This window comes from Cycloclasticus sp., assembly GCA_040743155.1.
Taxonomy (GTDB): Bacteria; Pseudomonadota; Gammaproteobacteria; order Methylococcales; family Cycloclasticaceae; genus Cycloclasticus.
This window is the reverse complement of record JBFLJU010000001.1, coordinates 895,895-918,558: the sequence shown is the minus strand read 5'-3', so window position 1 is coordinate 918,558 and position 22,664 is coordinate 895,895. Positions and strand designations below refer to the sequence as shown.

General features: G+C 42.6%; 20 protein-coding genes and 3 tRNA genes. 5 read left to right on the top strand and 18 right to left on the bottom strand.

Annotated features, from left to right (window positions below; all coding sequences use genetic code 11):
• Window positions 1-51: 51 nt before the first annotated feature.
• From AB1Y31_04470 to AB1Y31_04440, 7 genes are all read right to left on the bottom strand, one after another.
• On the bottom strand, window positions 52-3,207 hold the full coding sequence (locus tag AB1Y31_04470) for a CusA/CzcA family heavy metal efflux RND transporter (GenBank protein MEW4982419.1): 3,156 nt from the start codon (window positions 3,205-3,207) through the stop codon (window positions 52-54).
• Window positions 3,200-4,513 (bottom strand): efflux RND transporter periplasmic adaptor subunit, encoded by a 1,314-nt coding sequence (locus AB1Y31_04465; protein MEW4982418.1) that lies wholly within the window; start codon window positions 4,511-4,513, stop codon window positions 3,200-3,202. Before AB1Y31_04465 ends, AB1Y31_04470 begins: the two co-directional genes overlap by 8 nt.
• Window positions 4,506-5,786 carry a TolC family protein gene (locus AB1Y31_04460; GenBank protein MEW4982417.1) on the bottom strand — a complete coding sequence of 427 codons (1,281 nt, stop codon included), beginning with the start codon at window positions 5,784-5,786 and terminating at the stop codon, window positions 4,506-4,508. Before AB1Y31_04460 ends, AB1Y31_04465 begins: the two co-directional genes overlap by 8 nt.
• A 170-nt stretch (window positions 5,787-5,956) precedes the next feature.
• On the bottom strand, window positions 5,957-6,289 hold the full coding sequence (locus AB1Y31_04455) for a hypothetical protein (GenBank protein MEW4982416.1): 333 nt from the start codon (window positions 6,287-6,289) through the stop codon (window positions 5,957-5,959).
• Between the two features lie 193 nt (window positions 6,290-6,482).
• Window positions 6,483-6,677: an oxidoreductase-like domain-containing protein gene (locus AB1Y31_04450; GenBank protein ID MEW4982415.1), complete on the bottom strand. Its 195-nt coding sequence runs from the start codon at window positions 6,675-6,677 to the stop codon at window positions 6,483-6,485.
• 11 nt (window positions 6,678-6,688) lie between these two features.
• Window positions 6,689-6,889 (bottom strand): hypothetical protein, encoded by a 201-nt coding sequence (locus tag AB1Y31_04445; GenBank protein MEW4982414.1) that lies wholly within the window; start codon window positions 6,887-6,889, stop codon window positions 6,689-6,691.
• 92 nt (window positions 6,890-6,981) lie between these two features.
• On the bottom strand, window positions 6,982-7,491 hold the full coding sequence (locus AB1Y31_04440; protein MEW4982413.1) for a DUF411 domain-containing protein: 510 nt from the start codon (window positions 7,489-7,491) through the stop codon (window positions 6,982-6,984).
• A gap of 231 nt (window positions 7,492-7,722) precedes the next feature.
• On the opposite strand from AB1Y31_04440, the gene AB1Y31_04435 reads away from it, so the two are divergent.
• Window positions 7,723-8,442, top strand: coding sequence for a helix-turn-helix domain-containing protein (locus tag AB1Y31_04435; GenBank protein ID MEW4982412.1), 720 nt, complete (start codon window positions 7,723-7,725; stop codon window positions 8,440-8,442).
• 270 nt (window positions 8,443-8,712) lie between these two features.
• On the opposite strand, the gene hcp is transcribed toward AB1Y31_04435, so the two are convergent.
• Window positions 8,713-10,383, bottom strand: coding sequence for a hydroxylamine reductase (gene hcp / locus AB1Y31_04430; protein ID MEW4982411.1), 1,671 nt, complete (start codon window positions 10,381-10,383; stop codon window positions 8,713-8,715).
• An 89-nt stretch (window positions 10,384-10,472) separates the two neighbouring features.
• Between hcp and AB1Y31_04425 the strand changes: the two genes are divergently transcribed.
• Window positions 10,473-11,135, top strand: coding sequence for a Crp/Fnr family transcriptional regulator (locus tag AB1Y31_04425; protein MEW4982410.1), 663 nt, complete (start codon window positions 10,473-10,475; stop codon window positions 11,133-11,135).
• A gap of 241 nt (window positions 11,136-11,376) precedes the next feature.
• Here AB1Y31_04425 and AB1Y31_04420 read toward each other — a convergent pair whose 3' ends face one another.
• The 9 genes from AB1Y31_04420 to AB1Y31_04380 form a co-directional block, all read right to left on the bottom strand.
• On the bottom strand, window positions 11,377-11,853 hold the full coding sequence (locus AB1Y31_04420) for an FKBP-type peptidyl-prolyl cis-trans isomerase (GenBank protein MEW4982409.1): 477 nt from the start codon (window positions 11,851-11,853) through the stop codon (window positions 11,377-11,379).
• 9 nt (window positions 11,854-11,862) lie between these two features.
• Window positions 11,863-12,207 carry a BON domain-containing protein gene (locus AB1Y31_04415; protein ID MEW4982408.1) on the bottom strand — a complete coding sequence of 115 codons (345 nt, stop codon included), beginning with the start codon at window positions 12,205-12,207 and terminating at the stop codon, window positions 11,863-11,865.
• A 48-nt stretch (window positions 12,208-12,255) separates the two neighbouring features.
• Window positions 12,256-13,566, bottom strand: coding sequence for a replication-associated recombination protein A (locus AB1Y31_04410; GenBank protein MEW4982407.1), 1,311 nt, complete (start codon window positions 13,564-13,566; stop codon window positions 12,256-12,258).
• Complete coding sequence (gene lolA, locus AB1Y31_04405) at window positions 13,563-14,201, bottom strand: outer membrane lipoprotein chaperone LolA (GenBank protein ID MEW4982406.1); 639 nt, start codon at window positions 14,199-14,201, stop codon at window positions 13,563-13,565. The genes AB1Y31_04410 and lolA overlap by 4 nt, the downstream gene beginning before the upstream one ends.
• Before the next feature lies 1 nt (window position 14,202).
• On the bottom strand, window positions 14,203-16,497 hold the full coding sequence (locus tag AB1Y31_04400; GenBank protein MEW4982405.1) for a DNA translocase FtsK 4TM domain-containing protein: 2,295 nt from the start codon (window positions 16,495-16,497) through the stop codon (window positions 14,203-14,205).
• Between the two features lie 166 nt (window positions 16,498-16,663).
• A complete protein-coding gene (locus AB1Y31_04395; protein ID MEW4982404.1) occupies window positions 16,664-17,446 on the bottom strand; it encodes a class I SAM-dependent methyltransferase in 783 nt (260 codons plus the stop codon).
• 205 nt (window positions 17,447-17,651) lie between these two features.
• Window positions 17,652-17,727, bottom strand: a tRNA-His gene (locus AB1Y31_04390).
• 68 nt (window positions 17,728-17,795) lie between these two features.
• Window positions 17,796-17,872 (bottom strand) — tRNA-Arg (locus AB1Y31_04385).
• 17 nt (window positions 17,873-17,889) lie between these two features.
• Window positions 17,890-17,966, bottom strand: a tRNA-Pro gene (locus tag AB1Y31_04380).
• 119 nt (window positions 17,967-18,085) lie between these two features.
• Here AB1Y31_04380 and folD point away from each other — a divergent pair.
• Window positions 18,086-18,940: a bifunctional methylenetetrahydrofolate dehydrogenase/methenyltetrahydrofolate cyclohydrolase FolD gene (folD, locus tag AB1Y31_04375; protein MEW4982403.1), complete on the top strand. Its 855-nt coding sequence runs from the start codon at window positions 18,086-18,088 to the stop codon at window positions 18,938-18,940.
• Between the two features lie 27 nt (window positions 18,941-18,967).
• Here folD and cysS read toward each other — a convergent pair whose 3' ends face one another.
• Window positions 18,968-20,359: a cysteine--tRNA ligase gene (gene cysS / locus AB1Y31_04370; GenBank protein ID MEW4982402.1), complete on the bottom strand. Its 1,392-nt coding sequence runs from the start codon at window positions 20,357-20,359 to the stop codon at window positions 18,968-18,970.
• A gap of 172 nt (window positions 20,360-20,531) precedes the next feature.
• On the opposite strand from cysS, the gene AB1Y31_04365 reads away from it, so the two are divergent.
• Both AB1Y31_04365 and AB1Y31_04360 read left to right on the top strand, forming a co-directional pair.
• Window positions 20,532-21,974, top strand: coding sequence for an HDOD domain-containing protein (locus AB1Y31_04365; GenBank protein ID MEW4982401.1), 1,443 nt, complete (start codon window positions 20,532-20,534; stop codon window positions 21,972-21,974).
• Window positions 21,975-22,152: 178 nt separating this feature from the next.
• Window positions 22,153-22,662, top strand: a complete 510-nt coding sequence (locus AB1Y31_04360) for a peptidylprolyl isomerase (protein MEW4982400.1) — start codon at window positions 22,153-22,155, stop codon at window positions 22,660-22,662.
• Window positions 22,663-22,664 lie beyond the last annotated feature (2 nt).

Genomic DNA, 22,664 nt, shown 5'->3' with positions numbered 1-22,664 from the left:
AACTCAATAACCCAGCCCGATTACAAGGCTGGGCCATTGATTTTTTAGTTGTTAACTCTCCTGCTTTAAACTTTTTTTATTTTCCTGAAACTGCAAAACAAAACTATAGATAACCGGTAGCACCAATAAATTTAAGACCAATACGCTCAACATCCCCCCTAGCATCGGTGCAGCAATACGATGCGTCACGTCTGAACCGGTGTCGCTACTAAGCATAATTGGCAGTAAACCGGCCATGGTTGAAACAGCTGTCATCACCACTGGGCGTACCCGAAGGGTGGTTGCCGAATGAGTCGCATCCATTATTTCATCTGCTGTTAATGGTTCTGTACTTGCAGCGCGTCGTTTGCTGATTTCCATATCAATAAAACTCAGCACTAATACCCCTATTTCTGCCGCCATTCCAGCTAAGGCGATAAAGCCAACGTAGACAGCCACCGACAAGTTGAAGCCATTGAAATAAATCAACCAGATTCCACCAATCACTCCAAACGGTAGCGCTAGCATGACGATAACCGGCTCGACAATATTGCGGAAGTTAAAATAAAGCAGCAAGAAAATAATTAACAAGGTCGCCGGAACAACCAGCTGTAGTCGTTTAGCTGCGCGCTCCATATATTCAAACTGCCCCGACCAAGTAAGCGTATAGCCCACTGGAATAGTCAATTTTTCGGCCAGTAGCAGCTTGGCTTTGGCAACAAACCCACCAATATCCGAGGTATTTATATCAACATAAATCCAAGCATTCGGCCGTGCGTTCTCGCTTTTAATAACCGGTGGGCCGCGCCTAAGGTTCAAATCTGCCACCTGCACTAGTGGTATTTGGCTTCCCACTGGCGTTGGAATCAATACCCGCTTCAAGCTTTCCATATTATCTCTTAGCTCGCGCGGGTAACGTAGGTTGACCGAGTAACGCTCTAAGCCTTCCACCGTTTCGGTTACCGTCATTCCTCCGATAGCACTTTGAATGACATCTTGGACGTCTCCCACGGTCAGCCCATAACGGGCTGCTGTTTCTCGATTTATGTCAAAATCTAGGTAATAGCCCCCTACCGCCCGATCACCAAAAGCTGAGGTTGTTTCTGGTAACGTTTTCATGACACTTTCTATTTGCTGTGAAAGTGTCTGTAGTACATTCAAATCAGGCCCGGACACCTTGATACCCACCGGGGTTTTTATGCCCGTTGATAGCATATCGATACGTGTTTTAATGGGCATTGTCCAAGCATTGGCAACACCCGGGAACTGCATAGCCTTATCCATCTCATTCATCAGTTGCTGAGTCGTTTTATCAGGGTTAGGCCATTGCTCTTTTGGTTTTAAACGAACCGTGGTTTCGATCATCGATAAAGGCGCAGAATCAGTTGCCGTCTCTGCCCTACCGACCTTACCAAAGACAGAAAGCACTTCTGGAAAGGTTTTTAAAACCTTATCGGTTTGTTGTAATAATTCTTTTGCCTTGGTAATTGATATGCCGGGAAAGGTGATTGGCATATATAAAATATCGCCTTCATCTAGCGGCGGCATGAATTCGCTGCCGAGTTTTGAATAGGGGTAGTAGCTTGCAGCCAAAAGCCCCAACCCCAGCGCGATTGTCACCTTACGCCACTGCATAGCCTTTTTTAACAACGGTGTATGTATCGTGTGTAGCGCACGATTGATTGGATTTTGTTTTTCAGAAACTATTTTCCCGCGAATAAAATACCCCATCATCACCGGTACTAAGGTTATCGCAAGTATGGCTGAGGCAGCCATTGCGTAAGTAGCGGTAAAAGCTAGTGGGCTAAACATACGCCCTTCTTGTGCCTGCATTGTAAAGATCGGTAAAAAGGAAACGGTAATGATGAGTAAAGAGAAAAATAGAGCGGGGCCAACTTCACGCGCAGAATTTCCAATGGTTTCCCAGCGCTCTTGAGCCGTCAGATCCCTCCCTTTATCTACAAAAGCCTGCTCCAAATGCCTATGCGCATTCTCCACCATAACAATGGCACCATCGACCATCGTACCAATGGTAATTGCAATTCCACCAAGAGACATAATATTGGCATTTAAGCCTTGAAACTTCATCACAATAAAGGCCATTAAGATGCCCAATGGCAAGGTCACAATAGCCACTAAGGCCGAACGCGCATGCAGTAAAAAAAGTATAACAACCAAACTGACGATGGCTAACTCCTGCATCAAGGAGGTATTTAAACTTTTAACGGCGCGCTCAATTAGCTGGCCCCTGTCATAAACTGGAATAATTTCCACTCCTTCTGGCAAGCCCTGCCTTAGCTCATCCAATTTCTTTCTCAGTTCTTGAATGATCGCTAATGCGTTTTCGCCGGAACGCATAACCACAATGCCACCGGCCACTTCACCTTCGCCATTCAGTTCGGCAACACCTCTACGCAGTTCAGGTCCAATATGAACGTGCGCAACATCTTGCAAACGAATCGGCGTTCCGTTTTCATCAACACCCACGGGTATAACATTTAAATCAGAAACCGAATGAATGTAGCCCAGCCCACGCACCATATATTCAGTTTCCGCCATTTCTAATAGTCGCCCGCCGACATCATTATTAGATCGTTTTATTGCCTGTTTAACTTTTGACAATGGAATGCCATAGGCTTGCAATACGTTAGGGTCCACTTCGACCTGATATTGTTTAACGAAACCACCCACTGACGCAACTTCTGAAACACCCTTAACGGTTTGCAAGGGATAGCGCAGATACCAATCCTGAAGCGAACGAAGTTGTGCGAGGTCATGCTTGCCCGTTTTATCTACCAGTGCGTATTCGTAAATCCAGCCCACTCCGGTTGCATCTGGCCCTAAGGTTGGCGTAACACCTTGAGGCAAATCACCGCTAACATAATTTAACGATTCTAATACCCGCGACCGAGCCCAGTACATGTCTGTACCATCTTCAAAAATAACGTAGACAAATGACAAGCCAAAAAACGAGTAGCCGCGCACGACCTTAGAATACGGAACAGAGAGCATCGCGGTTGTTAACGGATAAGTGACCTGATCCTCTACAACTTGAGGGGCCTGCCCGGGATATTTCGTGAACACGATGACCTGAACATCTGATAAATCTGGAATCGCATCCAACGACGTATTGTTATAACTCCAAACACCCGCGACGATGATAATCAACGTCGCAATAAGCACCATTAAGCGATCTTTTATAGCACCGCTGATGACGGCGTTAATCATGCTCTATCTCCTGCTGAGGTTGATTCATCGGCGTCATCGAACCTTCGTTTTCCGGCTGTAGCATTTTGGCTGTTGCTTCGCGCAATTTAGATTCCGAGTCAATCAAGAACTGTGCTGAAGTAACAACTTCTTCCCCGACTTCAACGCCTTTTAATACGACCACTTTTCCATTTGAAGCCAATCCAAGTGTCACCAGCCGAGGTTCAAATTTGCCAGGTGAACGGACGATAAAAACCTGATTTCGTGACCCTGAACGAATCACCGCTTCTGAGGGAATAACAACAGCATTAACCTGTTTACCTGCATGAATTGTCACATCTGCAAACATCTCAGGTTTTAACAATAAGCCTGGGTTATCAAAAACCAATCGAACTTTTATCGTACGTGTTTTTGCTTCCGCATAAGGGTAAATAAAAGAGAGGTGGCCTTTAAATGTCGTACCCGGAATACCAGCCAACTGCATTTCCACCGAATCGCCTTCTTTGACCCAGGGCAACTCATATTCATAAATATTGGCATAAACCCAGACCTTTCTTAAGTCTGCAATCATATAAATTTCAGTTTTTGGCGTAACAAACTGACCATCGCGAGCACCAATTCTCATCACAATCCCTTCTGCGGGGGCGTGAATATGTAAATCTTTTTTAATACTGCGATTACGTTCTAAATCAAGCAGTTGATGTGGCGGGACATCGAGCAATTTCAAGCGTTCCCGCGAGCTGTTCACTAGTTCTTCCGCCCCCTTCCTAATCTCTTCAATGGGGCTATTTTCTAATGCCTTAAGATTGTTTAGAGCAAGAATATACTCCTGCTGGCTCGCGACTAATTGTGGTGAATAAATACTTAATAAGTCGCTATTTTTTTTCACCCATTGGCCTGTTTTATCAACATGCACCTTTGCGATCCAACCTTCAATCTTCGGATGTAGATGCACCATTCGCTCTTCGTTATAAGTAACACGGCCCACTGCACGGACAGTATGCGACAGCGTTTCCCTGACAGCTCTTGTCGTCCGCACACCGATATTTTGCACCGTAACACCATCGATTTTTACTGTTCCTAATGGCTCTTTTTCCTCATTACTAGAATCTGCATAAACGGGGGTATATTCCATTCCCATCGAACCTTTCGCAGGCACAGGCGATGTGACTGCTGGATTCATTGGGTGACGATAAAATAAAACCTCTCTCTCTCTTTGAGCAGGCTCATGTTTCACGACGACCTGTTTAGAATCCGCTAACCAATAACCACCAGCTAAACCAATCACCAACATAATAGGTGCAATTATCCATACCAGCTTATTCATAAATCTCTTCCTTGCCGACAACGGCCGTCAATTGTGCGAGTGCCCGATTCGCCCCCGTAAAGGCCATCCAATACTGAGTTTCATAGTTATATAAGGTGATTTGACTTCGCACTAAGTTGAGGAAACTGACCTTATTAACCCGATAACCCGCCAACATTGAGGCCACTGTTTGTCTTGCCTGAGGAATAATGCCGCTTTTAAAAAGCTCTGCCTGTCGCTTAAACTGCTTGTAATCAGCATAGGCCGTTGATATATCGGCGCGCACACCATTCCACTCATCCTGCAACGTAAAGCGTCGCTGAATGAGCTCTTTATTACGTTGATCAACCGCTTTTTGCTGTTTTTTTGCAGCAAAGATAGGAATATTCATGCTGAGTTTTAGGCTAAAAAAATCAGCTCTGCTACTCCCTGAAGGCATATCATCACGAACACCATAAAAAGCACCTGCTTTGAAATCTGGGTAAAACCCCTTTTTCGCAAGCTCCAGCTTGGATTGAGCCGCATTGACGGATTCTCGACGTGAAGCCAACAGGGCTCGGTAACTGCTTGCTAATTTAAATAAAGCCGGTTTATTTAGCAACCTAGGAGTAGATTCCAATACATCTTTTTGAACATTGATCTTATGATCCATTGGCCAGCTCAGCAAAGAGGCTAATTGTATTTCCGTGCGTTCTCTAGCTCCCTGCAAGCTGATCTCATTATCCAATAACTTTGAGAGCTCCAATTGCGCCAGTAAAACATCCTGCTGTAGGCCCTCGCCTACTTTATATTTTGTTTGTGCGATTTCAACGAATTGGTGTAATAAGTCCCTGTTTAAAGCGATAATTTCCAGCGCCCGATCTAAATAAAAAATTCGCCACCATGTTTTCTTAACATCTCTTCGTAGGAGCCAGCGTGCCTCGACAACATCATATACAGCTGCTTCAGCTTCATGACTCGCACCCTGTTCACGTAGCGCTAATTTACCTGGAAATGGAATAACTTGAGACACCCCAGTTTGTAATTGCGTCATATTCTCTTGATCGAGATCAAAGGTATCGACCGGCAGATTTAGCGCGTTAAAACTGATCACTGGGTCAGGTAAAGCACCAACTTGTGGAGGAATAGTCTTCATTGCGTCTGAACGCGCCTGAATTTCGGCAAGGCTTGGGTTATCTTTCACAGCAATGCTGACCGCTGACAGTAGGGTTAAAAAATCAGATTCTTTCGCATCGACAACACTGCAAAAAAGTGCCAGCAATAAAATGGGGACTGCCTTATTTGGTAAAACCATAATACCCTCGTAGATATCTAAAACAAACAACATGGAATAGCTAAATAGAAAAATTAGAGGGCAACGCAGGTATAACTATCTCAGCAATTTACGAAAGCAAATGAGTACATGAATCCTTTTAAAATTCAGAGTTGCCGAGCTAGCGTGCGTCGCTATTCTCTAATAGGCAATTAAACGAGAGGTGGTCTTATTTCTGGAGAAACAGCAGTGCTGAAAGGGAAGGATGGTTTAAAGTTTAAAAAATCAATCATGTTCGGCAAATCAAAACTAGCTGCTGATATAAGGAGACCGCAGGCACAGTTATGAGCTGAACAATCAGAATTCAGAGTATCCATATTATCAGTTCCCACATTCTCAACACTTTGAACAGCTACTTGATGATCTAGCATATGTACATCATTCTGGTGCATTGTCATTTGGCTACTTTGCTCAGAAGAAACAGCCGTCATCGCCATACCCGAACAATCGTTAAGCGCGGCTGAAACTGGCGTTATCACCATCATCAGTATCAGCAAAATTGAAAAGTGTTTCGTTACCATCTAGCCCGAATGATTAATAATAGAAAGTAAAATCATATATTAAGGTTACTTTATCAGAATATGCTTAACCTTGCTTTTTAAAATATTGACTCATGTAAGCTTCATATGCTGATTTATCCCATGGATAAATTCCATGCCTCTGCTCCCTTTTGACCACTCAACGAAAAAGATTTGTTGTTGCTGCCATGGGTAGCGCTGTATCTTTTTCTTTTTCAGCTTTTCCTGTGGTTTCCTGCTCTTCCCAGAGAGTTAACTGGTCAAAATAAAAGTCCCAAACACATGGACAGCAACCACCGCCGCCACAACAGTCGTCATTCGCGGGTCGTTCAGGTTTTTTTACTATCTTTTGCAATCTTATAATTGTTATTGATTATCCAGTTCGCCCTGACGTTCATCGGCACTTTTTTGCAGAATGTTTTCGATATTTCGTGTTTTCTCAAGTGCATTAATTTGGCTGTCAAACACGGTTTTTTTCTCTTCTGCTGAAGAGGTCGCGCTGCCATCATTAGAACAAGCCACCAAAGCAAACATCGTGCTTAATATAAATAACGTTAAGTACTTCATTTTTCCATTACTCCTTGTCATCAAATGAACCATGTTCACCCACCGGTACGACATTATCTCAGGCTCAAACTTCTATTTAAGTCTTTAGGGTGTTAGCCGTTAGGACGAATACGTGCATAAACAGAAGAGCCTCCATCCTTTTTCAGCAACAAGACGTCATAATCATCACGTCGACTGCCCATTTCCATACCTGGGCTACCTACTGGCATTCCAGGCACAGCCAAACCCAGCGCGTTTTTAGGTTTTTCAGCTAAAAAACGTTGCATCACATCCGCTGGAATATGTCCTTCGAAAACATAACCCTCTTTCGACACAGCGGTATGGCAAGACTGATATTGAGCTGTCACGCCATGCTTAAGCTTAACCGCATTGAGGTCTGCTGGATGGTACGTGGTTGTATCAAAGCCCTTAGATTCAATATGAGTCATCCAGCGTCCACAGCAACTACACGTTGGGCTCTTATAAACATCCAGCTTGAACAATGCAAGTGGATCAGCAGCAAGTTTCTTCGACTCAGCGATTGTATTGTCAGAACAAGCCGTCAAACCCATAACAAGAACAATACAAACAAATAACCACCTCTTTCCTATCAGCTTCTTCATTTCAATACACCCTTTTAATTTCAATATAAACAATTTATAGACCCATTTTAAACAAAAAACTCACATCGACGAAAAACAAATCTAAAAATTACGATTTAACTATTAACGTTTATAAAAAATGAATCAGTGATAAAAATCTAAGAGTCAGAATGTCTTATCAAAACATTAATGTTTGCTAATAGAAAATTTTTATGATGAAATTATTAAACCGTTACTGATAAAGTGATTTAGATGACTGAAGATTGTAATCATTGTTCATTATCAAACACCTGCTTACCCAGTGCCTTCGATAAATCCGAGGTTAACAAGCTTGAAAGGATCGTGTCTTCCGGCAAAAATCACCCACGCCAACAATGTATTTATCATCAAGGGACAACTTTTCAAGCACTTTACATTGTCAAATCAGGAGCCCTAAAAACGTTTATTACCAACTCTAAAAGCGATGAAAATATTACCGGTTTTTATCTGCCTGGCGATATTGTAGGCCTTGAAAGTATTTCTAAAAGAGCCTATCTAAGTACAGCAATAACAATCACTAACACCCTGCTTTGTAAAGTCAATTATCAGCAGCTTGCCGAGCTACGAAAAAGCACACCATCCTTATCTGATTGGGCCATTAATTTATTTAGTCAATCATTAGCATCTGGGCACGACTTTTTTAATTGCTTATCCCAACAGACGGCTGTTGCAAGGCTAGCAACATTCTTGCTAGTTATCTCAAAACGCACGAGTAGATCAGATCAATATCAAGCCAATTTTCATCTCTCCATGTCTCGACAAGATATTGGCAATTATTTAGGACTTGCTTGTGAAACAACGAGTCGCGCCTTTACACGGTTAGTCGAGAAAAAATGCATTCGAAAAAGAAACAAAGAAATTTCCATTATCGACCTAACGAAGCTACAACAATGTTCTACCCTTAATACAACTGAAACCAAAAGATTTGTTTAAGCACGTGCCTGCCTTGTTACTAACTTCCAATTAAAAAAGCTATGAACACTTTTATCTAGAATCAGACACCGATCTAAAATAATCATCCATTTTGCCAAACGTCAACAAGCCTCAACTTTTCTTAATGTATCTAATCGTCTGCCCTACATAATAGAGTCATCTCGCTCTCTACAATCGCGATAAACAACACAATCAGATCAAACTGAACCTTCTTTAAGCGATAAAAAAAGGGTGCTATATACACCCTTCTTTATCACTTTAATTTTAAGATTAAGCGGCCTCTTTACCCAAGGCTTTAGCTAAGTCCTCTGTCGGATCACCGTTGGGCTTAATGTCAAAGGTATCAACTAGAACCTGCAAAAGATTCGGTGTTAAGAACCCAGGAAGTGTCGGGCCTAAATGAATGCCTTTAATACCGAGCGATAATAAACTCAGTAACACAGCGACTGCTTTTTGTTCGAACCATGAAATCATCATCGTTAAAGGTAAGTCGTTAACATCACAGTCGAACGCGTCTGCTAATGCACTCGCTATTTGAATAGCCGAGTACGCATCATTGCATTGGCCGATATCCAATAAACGAGGGATTCCTCCAATATCACCAAAATCATGCTCATGAAAACGGTATTTACCACAGCCCAATGTCATAACGACGGTGTCATCAGGTGTCTTCTCAGCAACCTCTGTATAGTAGTTACGACCTGGTGCAGCACCATCACAACCACCTATTAAGAAGAAATGACTGATATCTCCACTCTTAACCGCATCGATTACTTTATCAGCCACACTTAATACGGTATGACGACCGAAGCCAACGGTTACAGTTCTTTCTTCTTCATCTTCAGTAAAACCAACTGCTGCCTTAGCCGCTTCAATTGCCAGCGTGAAATCGCCATGCTCGATATGAGGGATACCCGGCCAACCAACAGGTCCAGCAGTAAATATTCTATCTTTGTAAGACTCTTGGGGTTCGATTAGACAGTTTGATGTCATCACGATTGAGCCTGGGAAGGCGGCAAATTCTTTGTGCTGATTCTGCCACGCCGTACCGTAATTACCAATCAAATTTGGATAGGCCTTAAGTTTAGGATACGCATGTGCCGGTAACATTTCACCATGCGTATAAATATTGATATCCATATCTTTAGTTTGCTCAAGCAAGTCTAGAAGGTCTTGCATATCGTGACCACTGACTAAAATAGCTTTACCTTTCTTTGCTGTGACGAGCGCAGCACCAGCTTCTTGCGCACCAAATTTTCCAGTATTAGCCGCATCAAGTAATTCCATTACTTTCAGATTAATAGCACCCACTTCCAGACAGCCGTCTAATAAAATTTGCGCATCCGTCGGTTCGCTAGCAAGAAGATCAAGTGCCTTTTCGATTCGTTCAAAGACTTCCTCATTGTCGTAACCCAATGCATGTGCATGGTAACAATAAGCCGCAACACCTTTTAAACCATAGAGCATCATTGCACGCAAACCCACAATATCCTCGCCCACTGTATCTAAATCTTTATTAATAGCAGCCGCTTCAACTTGAAGTAATAAGCCCGCTTTCACCGTTGATGGAATCCATACAGCAGGACCTTCTGGTGTTTCGACAGGAATATTTTGTTCAACAGCTGCATTCTCATATAGCGCCTTCACACGGTCACGCGTTTCAGCAGCCTCTGCAATTAGAGCAACAAAGCGGTCAGCACTAAAGTTAACATTCGTTAATGTTGTAAAAAGGCCGTAAATAATAAAAACATCGGCTTTATTGTCTACTTGACCAAGCTCACGAGCTAGTTTTGCGTATTGTGCGATACCTTTAACACTATAAGTGAGTAGGTCTTGAAGGTCGGCTGTAGTGGCATCCTTACCGCAAATTCCTTCCGCCGTTTGGCAACCGATTCCATTTCTTTTTGAATGTGCTGTTTGTTCGCATTGGTAACAAAACATGATAGTCTCCATAGTCATTTATGTGAAGGCTGCACTTTAAACAATACGGCTAATTCTGTAATTGACCTATATCAAAAAAACTAAAACCGATGAATTTATTACGCGAACATATATTATTTGCCAGCTTTAATGACAAACAGTTTTCCCAAGTTATGTCCGGCGCTCGTAATAAATCGCTGACTGAAGGTGAGCATCTATTTCATCAGCAACAACCAGCTGATTTTTTTTATTTTTTGGAAAGCGGCACGGTCAAACTCTATCGCTCATCATCAGATGGCGAGCAAAAAGTCATTGAGTTAATACAGCCGAGACAAACATTTGCTGAAGCCGTCATGTTTATGCAATCTCAACATTATCCAGTCCATGCGCAGGCTATTGCAGACAGCCAGCTTATTCAAATTGAAATGTCTACTTTTCGCAAACAGCTTGATCATTCCGCAGAAACTTGTATAAAAATACTCGCTAAAATGAGCCAACGCCTACACAGCTCAATCCAAGAAATCGATCAACTAACACTGCAAAATGCCACCATGCGCGTTATACAATTTATGCTCAAGGGTATCCCTAGCGATACCCCTTCCCCCTATGAAATACAATGGACGGCACCTAAGGCAACATTGGCATCCTTGTTAGCCGTTCGCCCCGAAACATTCTCTAGGATTTTAAAACAGTTAACCTACGAGGAACTTATTGAAGTGCACGGTAAAACCATTACTATTCTTGATTTAGATGCCTTACGTCTTCATATATAACACTCAGCATGTTCGAAGTTTTAGCCTCTTCAACCCAAGAGAAAAAATAGCCTAGCCCATTGCGCCTAAACCCATAAAATCTATTTCTAAATCACGCACTTTTATATCGCTATTACTTCCTTTACCCTCTTATAAGATAAGCGGTGTAAATTGAAGAGGTATCTTCTACCGCAACCTGACATAAGTGAGCAACATCATAAATTTCCTCATTTTCTACAGCGGGTTATTGCTAAGGAATAGTTTAATCAATGGCAATTAACTCAACCTCAAAAATTAAAGTCGAACCGCCTTTAATAGCCCCCATAGACTGATTTCCGTAGGCTAATTTACTGGGAATGAAAAAACGTGTTTTGTCACCGATTACCATCAGCTGAACGCCTTCTGTCCAACCTTTAATAACTTGGTTCAAACCAAACGCAATCGGCTCACCTCGATCCACTGAGCTATCAAATACCGTTCCATCTAATAATGTACCGTGATAATGAACGGTAACCTTGCTACTAGCCGTAGGGTGCACCTCACCACTACCGCTTGAAAGAACTAAGTACTGCAGACCAGAAGCTGTTGTTTTAACACCTTCCTCTAGCGTATTTTTAGCTAGGAAATCTTCGCCAGCTTTAATGTTTTCTTGCGCACCCACCTTAGCTTTACCACTTAAAAAGTGCTGTACCATGTAAAAAATTGATGCAATAACAACGATAATAATTAAAATTTTCATAGTGTCTTCTTACCTAATAACAGCTAGTTTTGAAATGACTTTTTTAACGCCCTTAGTTGTCTTTGCCAGACGAACAGCGCGAGTAATTTGTGCCGTTTTTTTGACATGGCCGTATAAGGTAACCACTCCACGATACGTATCAACATTAATATCAAAGGCATCAATTTGCTCATCTTTAATCAATGTAGTCTTCACGCTAGCAGTGATAGATATATCTTCAGAGATGATTCCTAGAGGTCTTTCGTCCGTTCCAGCTATGTAACCACCAGCACCGGCGCCTCCTACTAATACGGCTGTACAACCATTTAAGAAAAGCGCTAGAAGCAGCATCGTAAGTGCGATGTGTTTATTCATTAAGATATCCATTGTGTGATTATTGGTATAAATAATACCTGCTTGGTATTACTGTTTATTGATCTTTTTTGCTTGTTTGTTGAGTTGTCTTAAACGTTTTAATTTTTCGGAAATTTTGATTTCCAACCCTCTTTCAACAGGTTCATAATAAGTTGAACCCAGCAATGTGTCAGGTAAATATGTTTCACCGGCAGCAAATGCATTAGGTTCGTTATGAGCGTATCGGTAACCCTTGTGATAGCCCTCCTCTTTCATCAGCTTAGTGGGCGCATTTCGAAGATGATACGGCACTTCTAAACTACCGGTGCTTTTAATCACAGCCCCTACCGTATTGTACGCGTTATACACAGCGTTACTTTTGGCCGCACATGCCAAGTAAGTCACGGCCTGAGCCAATGCAAGCTCACCTTCTGGGCTACCAAGCTTTTCTTGAGTTTCCCATGAATTAAGGGCTATTTGCAGGGCTCGTGGGTCAGCATTACCAATATCTTCTGATGCGATGCGGACAATGCGCCTAGCAACGTACAAGGGATCGCAGCCACCATCTAGCATTCGCCTTAACCAATAAATGGATGCATCTGGGTCACTGCCCCGAACAGACTTATGTAATGCTGATATTTGGTTATAAAAATCTTCACCGTGATTATCAAAACGACGCACACCTTCCCTAACAACTTCTTCCGCAATAGAGCTAGAGATGGTTTTATTATCGACCGTTTGTGCCAATTGTGCGCACAGTTCAATAAAATTTAACAGCCGCCGCGCATCACTATCCGCAGCATTAATTAATATCTGTACCGCGCCCTCATCAATAGAAAAATCACCAGAAACCCCTTTTTCTTTATTTTTTAAAGCATTCTCCAAAATGCTTCTTAACTCACTTTCTTCCAGCGATTTCAATGTATAAACCCGCGCCCTTGATAACAGCGCATTATTCAGTGAAAAAGATGGGTTTTCAGTCGTTGCCCCGATGAATGTAAAAACACCGGCCTCTACGTGGGGTAAAAAGGCATCTTGCTGTGCTTTATTAAAACGGTGCACCTCATCAACAAAAAGAATCGTATTTTGTTGTTTTTCTTGACGACTTTTTTTTGCTTCTTCAACAACGGCTCGAATATCCTTAACACCCGCCAAAACAGCTGACAGAGCAATAAAGTTAGCATCTGCCTGTTGCGCAATAATTCTCGCTAATGTTGTTTTTCCAACGCCCGGCGGCCCCCACAAAATTAACGAGTGGAGCTGGCTTGATTGAATAGCCTCGTAAAGCGGCTTACCTTTAGACAGGAGGTGTGTCTGTCCTGAAAACTCTTTTAATGTTTCGGGTCTAAGACGATCGGCTAGTGGTTCAGTTGGATTCATTGATCAGCAACTTCATCAAAAACATCTGTGCCTTCCGGTGCTTCAAACTCAAATTTATCGCTATCAATAGGTGTATAAACACTAACGGCAGTAAATAATAAACTGGTCGTCTGTCCGAAGTTATCTTGAAAAACCATACGTGATAACAAGCCATTATTGAAACCCACATTGATGAATTCAAAACCGCTAGAATCTGTCTTAGGAGTTAGTTGTAGCCATTGCAAATCACCCTTATCAGCTAGCTGAGAGATATTAAAAAGCTGTTCGAGGGACGTTGAGCCAAGAATAATCGCCAGCGGTGATGAATCGATTGATTCCGCTGCGTTTTTAATCGTTACCTGCTCTAGGTCTTCATCATAAACCCATAACTTTTCACCGTTTGAGATGATTTTTTGGATGTATGGTGTCGAATAGTGCCAGCGGAATTGGCTCGGTTTTTTTATCCAAAACTCACCACTAGACGACTGTGTATGATTGCTTTGTTCGCTACTAATAATTTGGGTAAATTGACCACTCAGATGCTTATAGTTTTGCAAATGTGATTGAAGGCTGTCCTGCCCGCTTTTAGCGAAGCTGACACTTATAAAACTAAGCAGTAAAATCAAACCGCTTATAAGAATTCGAATAATCGTCATTTTACAACTCCGGTGGTGGTGGCGCTAACACTTCTCGTGACCCATTAGATTGTAGCGGCCCTACTACACCACAACGCTCCATTTCTTCAATCATTCGAGCTGCGCGGTTATAGCCAACCCTTAATTGACGTTGCACGCCAGAAATTGATGCCCGACGAGTTTCTGTCACAATTTTCAACGCTTGGTCATATAGCTCATCTGAGTCTTCAGATCCACCACCCGAGCCTCCCCCGTCAAATTCAGCAGGGTCCGACGACGTTAGAATACCTTCTATATAGTTCGTTTTACCCGATTTTTTCAGTTGCCTAACCACTTTATGCACCTCATGGTCATCCACAAAGGCACCATGCACACGTTGCGGTAAGCCCGAACCAGGCGGTAAATACAGCATATCGCCATTGCCAAGTAACGACTCCGCCCCCGATTGATCTAAGATCGTGCGCGAGTCAATTTTAGACGACACTTGAAAGGCTATTCGCGAAGGGATGTTGGCTTTAATAAGTCCCGTTAACACGTCGACTGATGGGCGCTGAGTCGCAAGCACCAGATGCAAGCCTGAGGCACGTGCTTTTTGCGCAAGACGAGCAATAAGTTCTTCAACTTTCTTACCGACTACCATCATCATGTCGGCTAGCTCATCAATAATAATGACAATTTGCGGCAATTCTGCCAGCGTACCCGCTTCATCTTCATCAATAAAGGCAGTGGGTTCCCACAGGGGGTCAGCCAGAGGTTTACCCTCCTTTATGGCGTCTCTAACTTTTTTGTTATAGCCGCTTAAGTTTCTAACGCCTAACAGTGACATTAACTTATAACGTCGCTCCATTTCAGCAACCGACCAACGCAATGCATTAGCCGCTTCTTTCATATCGGTCACTACCGGCGTTAAAAGATGTGGAATCCCCTCATAAACCGATAACTCCAGCATTTTTGGGTCAATCATGATCATTCGGACTTGCTCAGGCGTTGCTTTGTACAGCAAACTTAAAATCATCGCATTGATGGCAACTGATTTACCAGAACCTGTGGTACCCGCTACCAATAAATGCGGCATTTTAGCCAAATCAGCAACCGTCGGCTGGCCAGATATATCCTTACCCAGTACAAGGGTTAACGGTGAGCTGGATTTTTCATACGCCTGCGACGAAAGAATCTCACTGAGTCGAACCATTTCTCGTGATTCATTTGGTATTTCCAAGCCAATAACGGACTTACCAGGAATCACTTCGACCACGCGAACGCTGTGTGTCGACATCGAACGAGCTAAGTCTTGCGCAAGGCCGCTGATCCGACTGGCTTTAATGCCAGGGGCAGGTTGTATTTCAAAACGCGTAATCACCGGCCCGGGGTTTACCGCAACAACGTTTACCTCAACACCAAAATCTTGTAGCTTCAGTTCAACCAGTTTAGATAACGCTTCCAAAGCCGCTTTGGAGTAACCTTCTACGTGTTCAGTTGCCTCATCTAGTAGCGCCAACGTCGGTAATGAACCCGCTGGATCATCAAATAAAGCCACTTGTCGTTCTTTTTCTACCCGCTCACTGCTTTTTATCTCTTTTATAACTGGGGCAATACGCGCCTTTGGTTTAGCGAAGAATATTTGTGATTGTCTTTTAAACGTGTCCTTACGTTGCTTTTTAACGCTATGAGATTTTTTTCGTTCTTTACTGTCTTCAATGTATATTTTTATGCTGCTAAACGTCTGTAGTGATGACGCCCCTAATTTATCCATTAAGCTGAGCCAAGAAAGCCCAGTCGATAACGTAATACCCACCAGAAAGAAACTAAACAAAATCAGCGTTGCACCTTGAAAAGCAAATAACTGGGTTAAAAAATCACTCAGCTCTAGCCCAAGGATGCCACCTGGTGAACCAGGGATAGTGAGCCAGCTTTGATAATAATGCATATCAAGAAGACCTGAGCCGGCCGCTAAAAAAACAACAAAACTAATCCAGCGGATAACTTGATGCATCATTGTATCTGCCTCATCGCTGCGTGCTTCTGACAAAAACTTCCACGCACTGCTCATCAGCATAAATGGAAAACTGAACGCCATAAAACCAAGAATAGATAACATGAGGTCGGCAATCCATGCGCCAACCACTCCGGTAATATTTGACACCGACTGATCTGCACCACGATGAGTCCAACCGGGATCATCTACGTTATAGCTAAAAAGCGACCCTAGCAAAAATAAGCTGACGGTTAATAGCGCAAGAAAGGCCGATTCTTTTAACAGCTTAACAACTTGTTGATGCGCTATAGAAACGGTTGGTGTAGTGGTTTTTAGATTCACGTAACGTTATTTAAACTCTTTGAATATATTGCAACATCCCAGCATTTAATCATTAGTAATGATGGGTTCCCTGTCGTAAGTTAAAGGTGTTATCGCCAGTTATCTTATCACTTTCAAACTCAATGTTGCGTGTTTAAAAACAGCAAAGAAGGTGGCAGGTAAAACCCTAAACTGGCTGCTTAACGTAAACGTCATACCGTGTATTAACACTACTAACCGTATAGCTGAGTTTACTATTAATCAAGGCTTTAGCAGATTTAGGCCGCTTAACAACCACTCGATGCCGTGCTGCTTTTAATGCCACGACGAATAACTCATTTTCATCGTTAGCATGACCTACAAGGTGCTGTAACACCTGCATTTCTTTTTTTATTTTCGCGGATTTCTTTCTTTCCGGATACATTGGGTCTAAATAGATGACATCAGGTCGCGTAAGCAAAGAAGAGTCTAGACTCATTAGGTAGTCAACCGAGTTATGGTGGACACATTTCATTCGGTTTGCGATGGCGGCAACGTCAATATCTTGAGACGCTCGATAAATACCGTCAGTCAATAGAGCGTACAATGCTGGATGTTGCTCACAGAGGGTTATATCCGCCCCCAGACTAGCGAGAACAAAGGCATCCTTACCAAGACCCGCGGTTGCGTCCAGAATGGCCCACTCAGGGTGTTTGTCAATGCCACAGGCTTTTGCTAAAGGTTGTTTTTTACCTCCGCCATATTGCCGCCGATGCTTAGCTTTACCCGCCACAAAATCAACACAAAAACTCAAGCTCTCATTATTTAAATGAAGGTTGATACTTAATGACTCGTCGTTGTAGTTTAAAAAACAAGTTTCTTCGTCGTTGGCATTAATGGCTCGACAACAATCAGTTTCTAGCAGCGTTTTAATATCAGCTGACAGTAAATCAGATTCACTAAAGAAAATAGGAAAGGGTTTAGATGACAAAACTTGGCCTAGTGATGAATTCGTCGTTAGATTTTAATTTAAATCTAAGGCCAATGGGAATAGCTATATATATAAAGAAGGTAAAACGATTAGTTGGAAATTCTAGGCACTTAACGAAAGTGTTAGACAGCAGTCGAAAACGTTAGACACTTGAAGAAATAAGGAAATAAAAAACGCTGTAACTCATTGAAATTTAAACCGAAAATGGGGTGGATGAAGGGACTCGAACCCTCGACAACCTGAGTCACAGTCAGGGGCTCTACCAACTGAGCTACACCCACCATCGACGATTTCAAACAGACACCTACTATACTCTTGAAGATAGAACTAACCAACTTTACTCACTTTATGGTGCGCTTGACAGGACTCGAACCTGTTACCCTCGGCTTAGAAGGCCGATGCTCTATCCAGATGAGCTACAAGCGCTTCGTCATAAGTAAAATTGGTCGGGGTGGAGAGATTCGAACTCCCGACCCACTGCTCCCAAAGCAGTTGCGCTACCAGGCTGCGCTACACCCCGACTATCCCCAGAAACAAATGCATAAATAATGCAATAAGTCTGTAGGTGGGCGATAATACGGCACACAGTAATTTTGGTCAACGCTTCTTTAAAAAAGAACATAAAAAAGTTTAAAAAATATGAAATTTCAAAAAATAGATGGAAAAAAAATCTCAGCTGAGTTAAGAACTGCAATTAAAAAACAAACCGATGGGCGAATTGCCCGAGGCTTGTCAAAACCTGGCCTAGCGGTCATTTTAGTTGGCGAAAACCCCGCCTCTGAAGTTTATGTACGTAATAAATGTAATGCCTGCGAAGAAGTTGGCTTTTACTCCTTGTCTAAAACGTTCCCTTATGGCGTAACCGAGGAGGAGCTACTTACTTTAATTCAAGACCTAAACAATAATTCAGCAATTAACGGTATTTTGGTTCAACTCCCCTTGCCAGAACATATTAATGAAGAAAAAATCATCGAGGCAATCGACCCGTTAAAAGACGTTGATGGTTTTCATCCTTACAACATCGGTCGTTTAGCACTTCGCATGCCCATTTTAAGGTCATGCACACCCAAAGGCATTATGACCTTACTCAAAAGCACAGGGGTTGCCCTTGAGGGCAAAGAAGCTGTCGTAATAGGCGCGTCTAACATCGTTGGGCGACCTGTCTCGCTTGAGTTATTGATGGCGAAATGCACGGTGACCACCTGCCATAGTAGAACCATCGACGTTGAGGCACATGTGAGGCGCGCTGATATTGTCATTGCAGCTGTTGGCATCCCGGGCTTTGTAAAAGGTAGCTGGATAAAACCCGGTGCCATCATTATTGATGTGGGCATTAACCGTTTAGACAATGGGAAACTAGCTGGTGATGTTGATTACGAGGAAGCCTCCAAGCATGCTAGTTGGATCACCCCCGTACCCGGCGGCGTCGGCCCAATGACCATAGCTTCTTTATTAGAGAACACTCTGCTAGCCGCTGAGGCACAAAGCACGTAGAACCGGTGCAGGTTTGAGCTAAGGCTCTTAGGCTCTTCGCCAAGTCGTCACTTGACCGTTATCCTCAAGTATGACGCCTTGAGCCTTAAGCTCATCCCTAATTTGATCGGCTAGGCCCCATTGCTTATCATTCTTTGCTTCTAAACGTTGTGCAATTTTCTGCTCAATATCATTATTACTAATAGCGTCATCCGAGCCAGCTGTCGATTGAAGGTATTCGTTAGGGTCTTGACTCAGCAAGCCAAGCGGCTCGGCCATTAGTAATAAATCACCGGCTGTTTTTGCTGCTTGCTCAGGATCCGTCTTTTTTAGCTTATTAATGTCATTAGCGCACTCAAACATCACCGAAATCGCTTTGGCCGAGTTAAAGTCGTCATTCATGGCAGATTCAAAACGTACAATATAATCAGATTTTATTGTATTTTTTTCAGGCACAATATTTCGTATGGCCGTGTACAAACGCTCAAGCGCCGAACGCGACTCGTTGAGCTGCTCGTTTGAATAATTAAGCGGGCTACGGTAGTGGCTTGAGAGCACGAAAAAGCGAATCTCTTCACCACGGTACTTTTTTAACACATCGCGCACGGTAAAGAAGTTTCCAAGCGATTTGGACATCTTTTCATCATCAATTCGCACAAAACCATTATGCATCCAAGTATTCACATAACGCTCACCTGTTGCGGCTTCTGATTGAGCTATTTCATTCTCATGATGTGGGAATTGTAGATCCATACCGCCGCCATGGATATCGAAGTGATTACCCAAACAACATGTCGCCATTGCTGAGCATTCAATATGCCAACCGGGACGACCATCACCCCAAGGCGATGACCAAGCAGGTTCACCCTCTTTAGCTGACTTCCATAATACGAAATCAAACGGGTTGCGTTTATTTTGGTCAATATCAACTCGCTCACCAGCGTTCATATCCTCTAATTTACGGCCGGACAGCTGACCATAGTTATCGAATGATTCCACGGCGTAATAAACATCGCCATTAGTGCCAACATAGGCATGTTCTTTACTGATGAGCGTTTCAATCATGCTAACAATATCGACGATGGACTCAGTAGCCAATGGCTCAAGGTCAGGCTGAAGTACATTTAAAGCCGCCTCATCCTGATGCATTTCAGCAATAAAACGCTGCGTTAATTGCGTGAAATCTTCGTTTGCTTCTATAGACCTAGCAATGATTTTGTCGTCAATATCGGTAATATTTCGAACATACTTAACGTTATAACCTAAGTATTTAAAATACCGTGATACCACGTCAAAAACGACCATAACGCGCGCATGGCCAATATGGCAAAAATCATAAACGGTCATACCACATACATATAAACTAACGTTGCCTTCATTAATAGGTGTAAATACTTCCTTTTGCCTCGTTAAAGTATTGTGTATTTTCAATGCGCTCATTTTTATGACCAAAATTAATTAAGGGCGAATAATAACCGATTCAACGAAACTCGGCACCGTTAGAGCGTTATTTATAATTTATACTGTGAAAATAGTAGGGTTTTATTTAAGCTAAGACTCATAAAAATAAATACGTTACAGGCAGCATTGCTGCTATCAATTTGGACATAATGTGAATAGCGAGTCAAAACCTCAAGTAGAAAGCTGGATTAAGCGAATCACCGAAAGTGAAATGCCCATTTTTGGTCGCACAGTACAAGAAGTTGTTAGCGTTTCTGAAGATGATGTCAGCTCAGCTTTTCAATTAGGCCAAGTAGTACTGAAAGATGCCGCGATGACGGCACGAGTACTAAAGCTTGCTAATAGCGTCCATTACAATGCCACAGGGCAAAAGTTCAGCACCATCAGCCGCGCGATTATGATGTTGGGCTTCGATACTGTAAGGAGCATGTGTTTAACCGTATCACTTGTTGACAGCTTGGTACATGGCATCCATCGAGAGCAACTGATCAAACAAATGGCTCGTTCGCTTCATGCTGCAGCGCAAGCACAAGAAATCGCAAGACAGCACTCGGAAGGAAAACACGAAGAGGTTTTTATCGCCACCTTGCTCCTGCATATCGGTGAGCTAGCTTTTTGGTGTTTTGGCGATGAAAAAGGCGAAGAGCTCAATGAAGCATTAAAAAACGAAAAAATAACCCCTGCGCAAGCGCAAAAAGAGGTGCTTGGTTTTACGATGGGTGAATTGAGCCAAGGCTTGGCACAGACATGGGGGCTAAGCGGTTTACTAAAACAAACACTTGAAAACCCGGACTCAACCGAGCCACATTGCCAAGTGATTATTTTATCGCACGAGTTAGCTGAAGCCGTTGAAGCTGGCTGGGAGTCAAAAGAAGTTAAAAAAATCACTCAGTCGATATCATCTTTAATCAATTTAGCGCCTAAAAAAACCACTGAGCGGCTTCACGAATCGGCCAAAAAAGCCGCAGAAACAACCGCATATTATGGCGCTAAAGCTGTCGCTAAAATCATACCGCTACCGGTTGATATTCAACTTGAAGATGACCATGCACTTGTCGATACGTTTGCGCAACCCGACCCTGTGTTACAACTACAAATATTGCAGGAACTAATATCCATTGATAAAGATAATGGTGATTTCAATATGTTAATTGAAATGACACTTGAAGGCCTTAACCGTGGCGTAGGTTTAGACAACGCCCTCTTCGCCTTACTTACGCCAGACCGTAAAGAACTGAAAGTAAAACAAGTCATTGGCGATGGTAATGAGTGGTTACGAAAAAATTTCAAATTTAACCTAAAAGAGCCTGCTTCAAGAATTTTTCTACAAGCCATGAGGGAACAGCAGTCTATCCGTATTGATAACGATTCTAATGCCGAGGTTAAACGGCTAATCACACAGTCCTTAACGCAAAAGACTAAAGCCAAATCATTTTACATCGCTCCCGTTGTCGTTAAAAACAAGCCCATTGGTCTATTTTATGCGGACCGCTCTAGTAGCCGCCGATATCTTGATGATAGCAGTTACGATAGTTTTTTATTATTTTCACAACAAGTTGGTATGTTGTTGAACCGACTGATGGGTAGCAAATAACCCTGAGTTCCCATATACCGAGCCATCTCTTTATAATAAAGACAGAAAAAGATAAGATACGTCCCTTAATTTATCACAGGAGTTTTTACTAATGACTAATAAGTTAATTCAATTTTTAAAGGCGGCTATTGCTGGCGCCCTACTTTTCTCAACAGCAACTTACGCAACGGATAAAAATATGAGCATGACAACAATTAAATTAAGTACTAACCAAGGCGACATTGTTTTAGAACTAGATGGTGAGAAAGCACCTAATACGGTTAAAAACTTCATCACTTATGTGGAAGAAGGTTTTTATGAAGGCGTGATTTTTCACCGCATCATTCCAAATTTTATGGCGCAGGGTGGTGGCTTTACAGCTGATTTCAAACAAAAAGACACACATGATGCCATTGAAAATGAAGCTGATAACGGTCTAGCAAATGATCGCGGTACAATCGCTATGGCAAGAACAGGCGAACCACACTCAGCAACGGGTCAATTCTTTATTAATCTTGCCGATAATGGCTTCTTAAATCACAGCTCAAAAACTCAACAAGGCTGGGGTTATGCCGTTTTTGGTAAAGTTACAGAAGGTATGGATGTGATAGATAAAATGGCGAACATTCCTACAGGCTCTGGCGGTATGTTCCCAACTGACGTTCCTCAAGAAGAAGTTATCATTGAAAAAGCAGAAGTTATCAAATAATT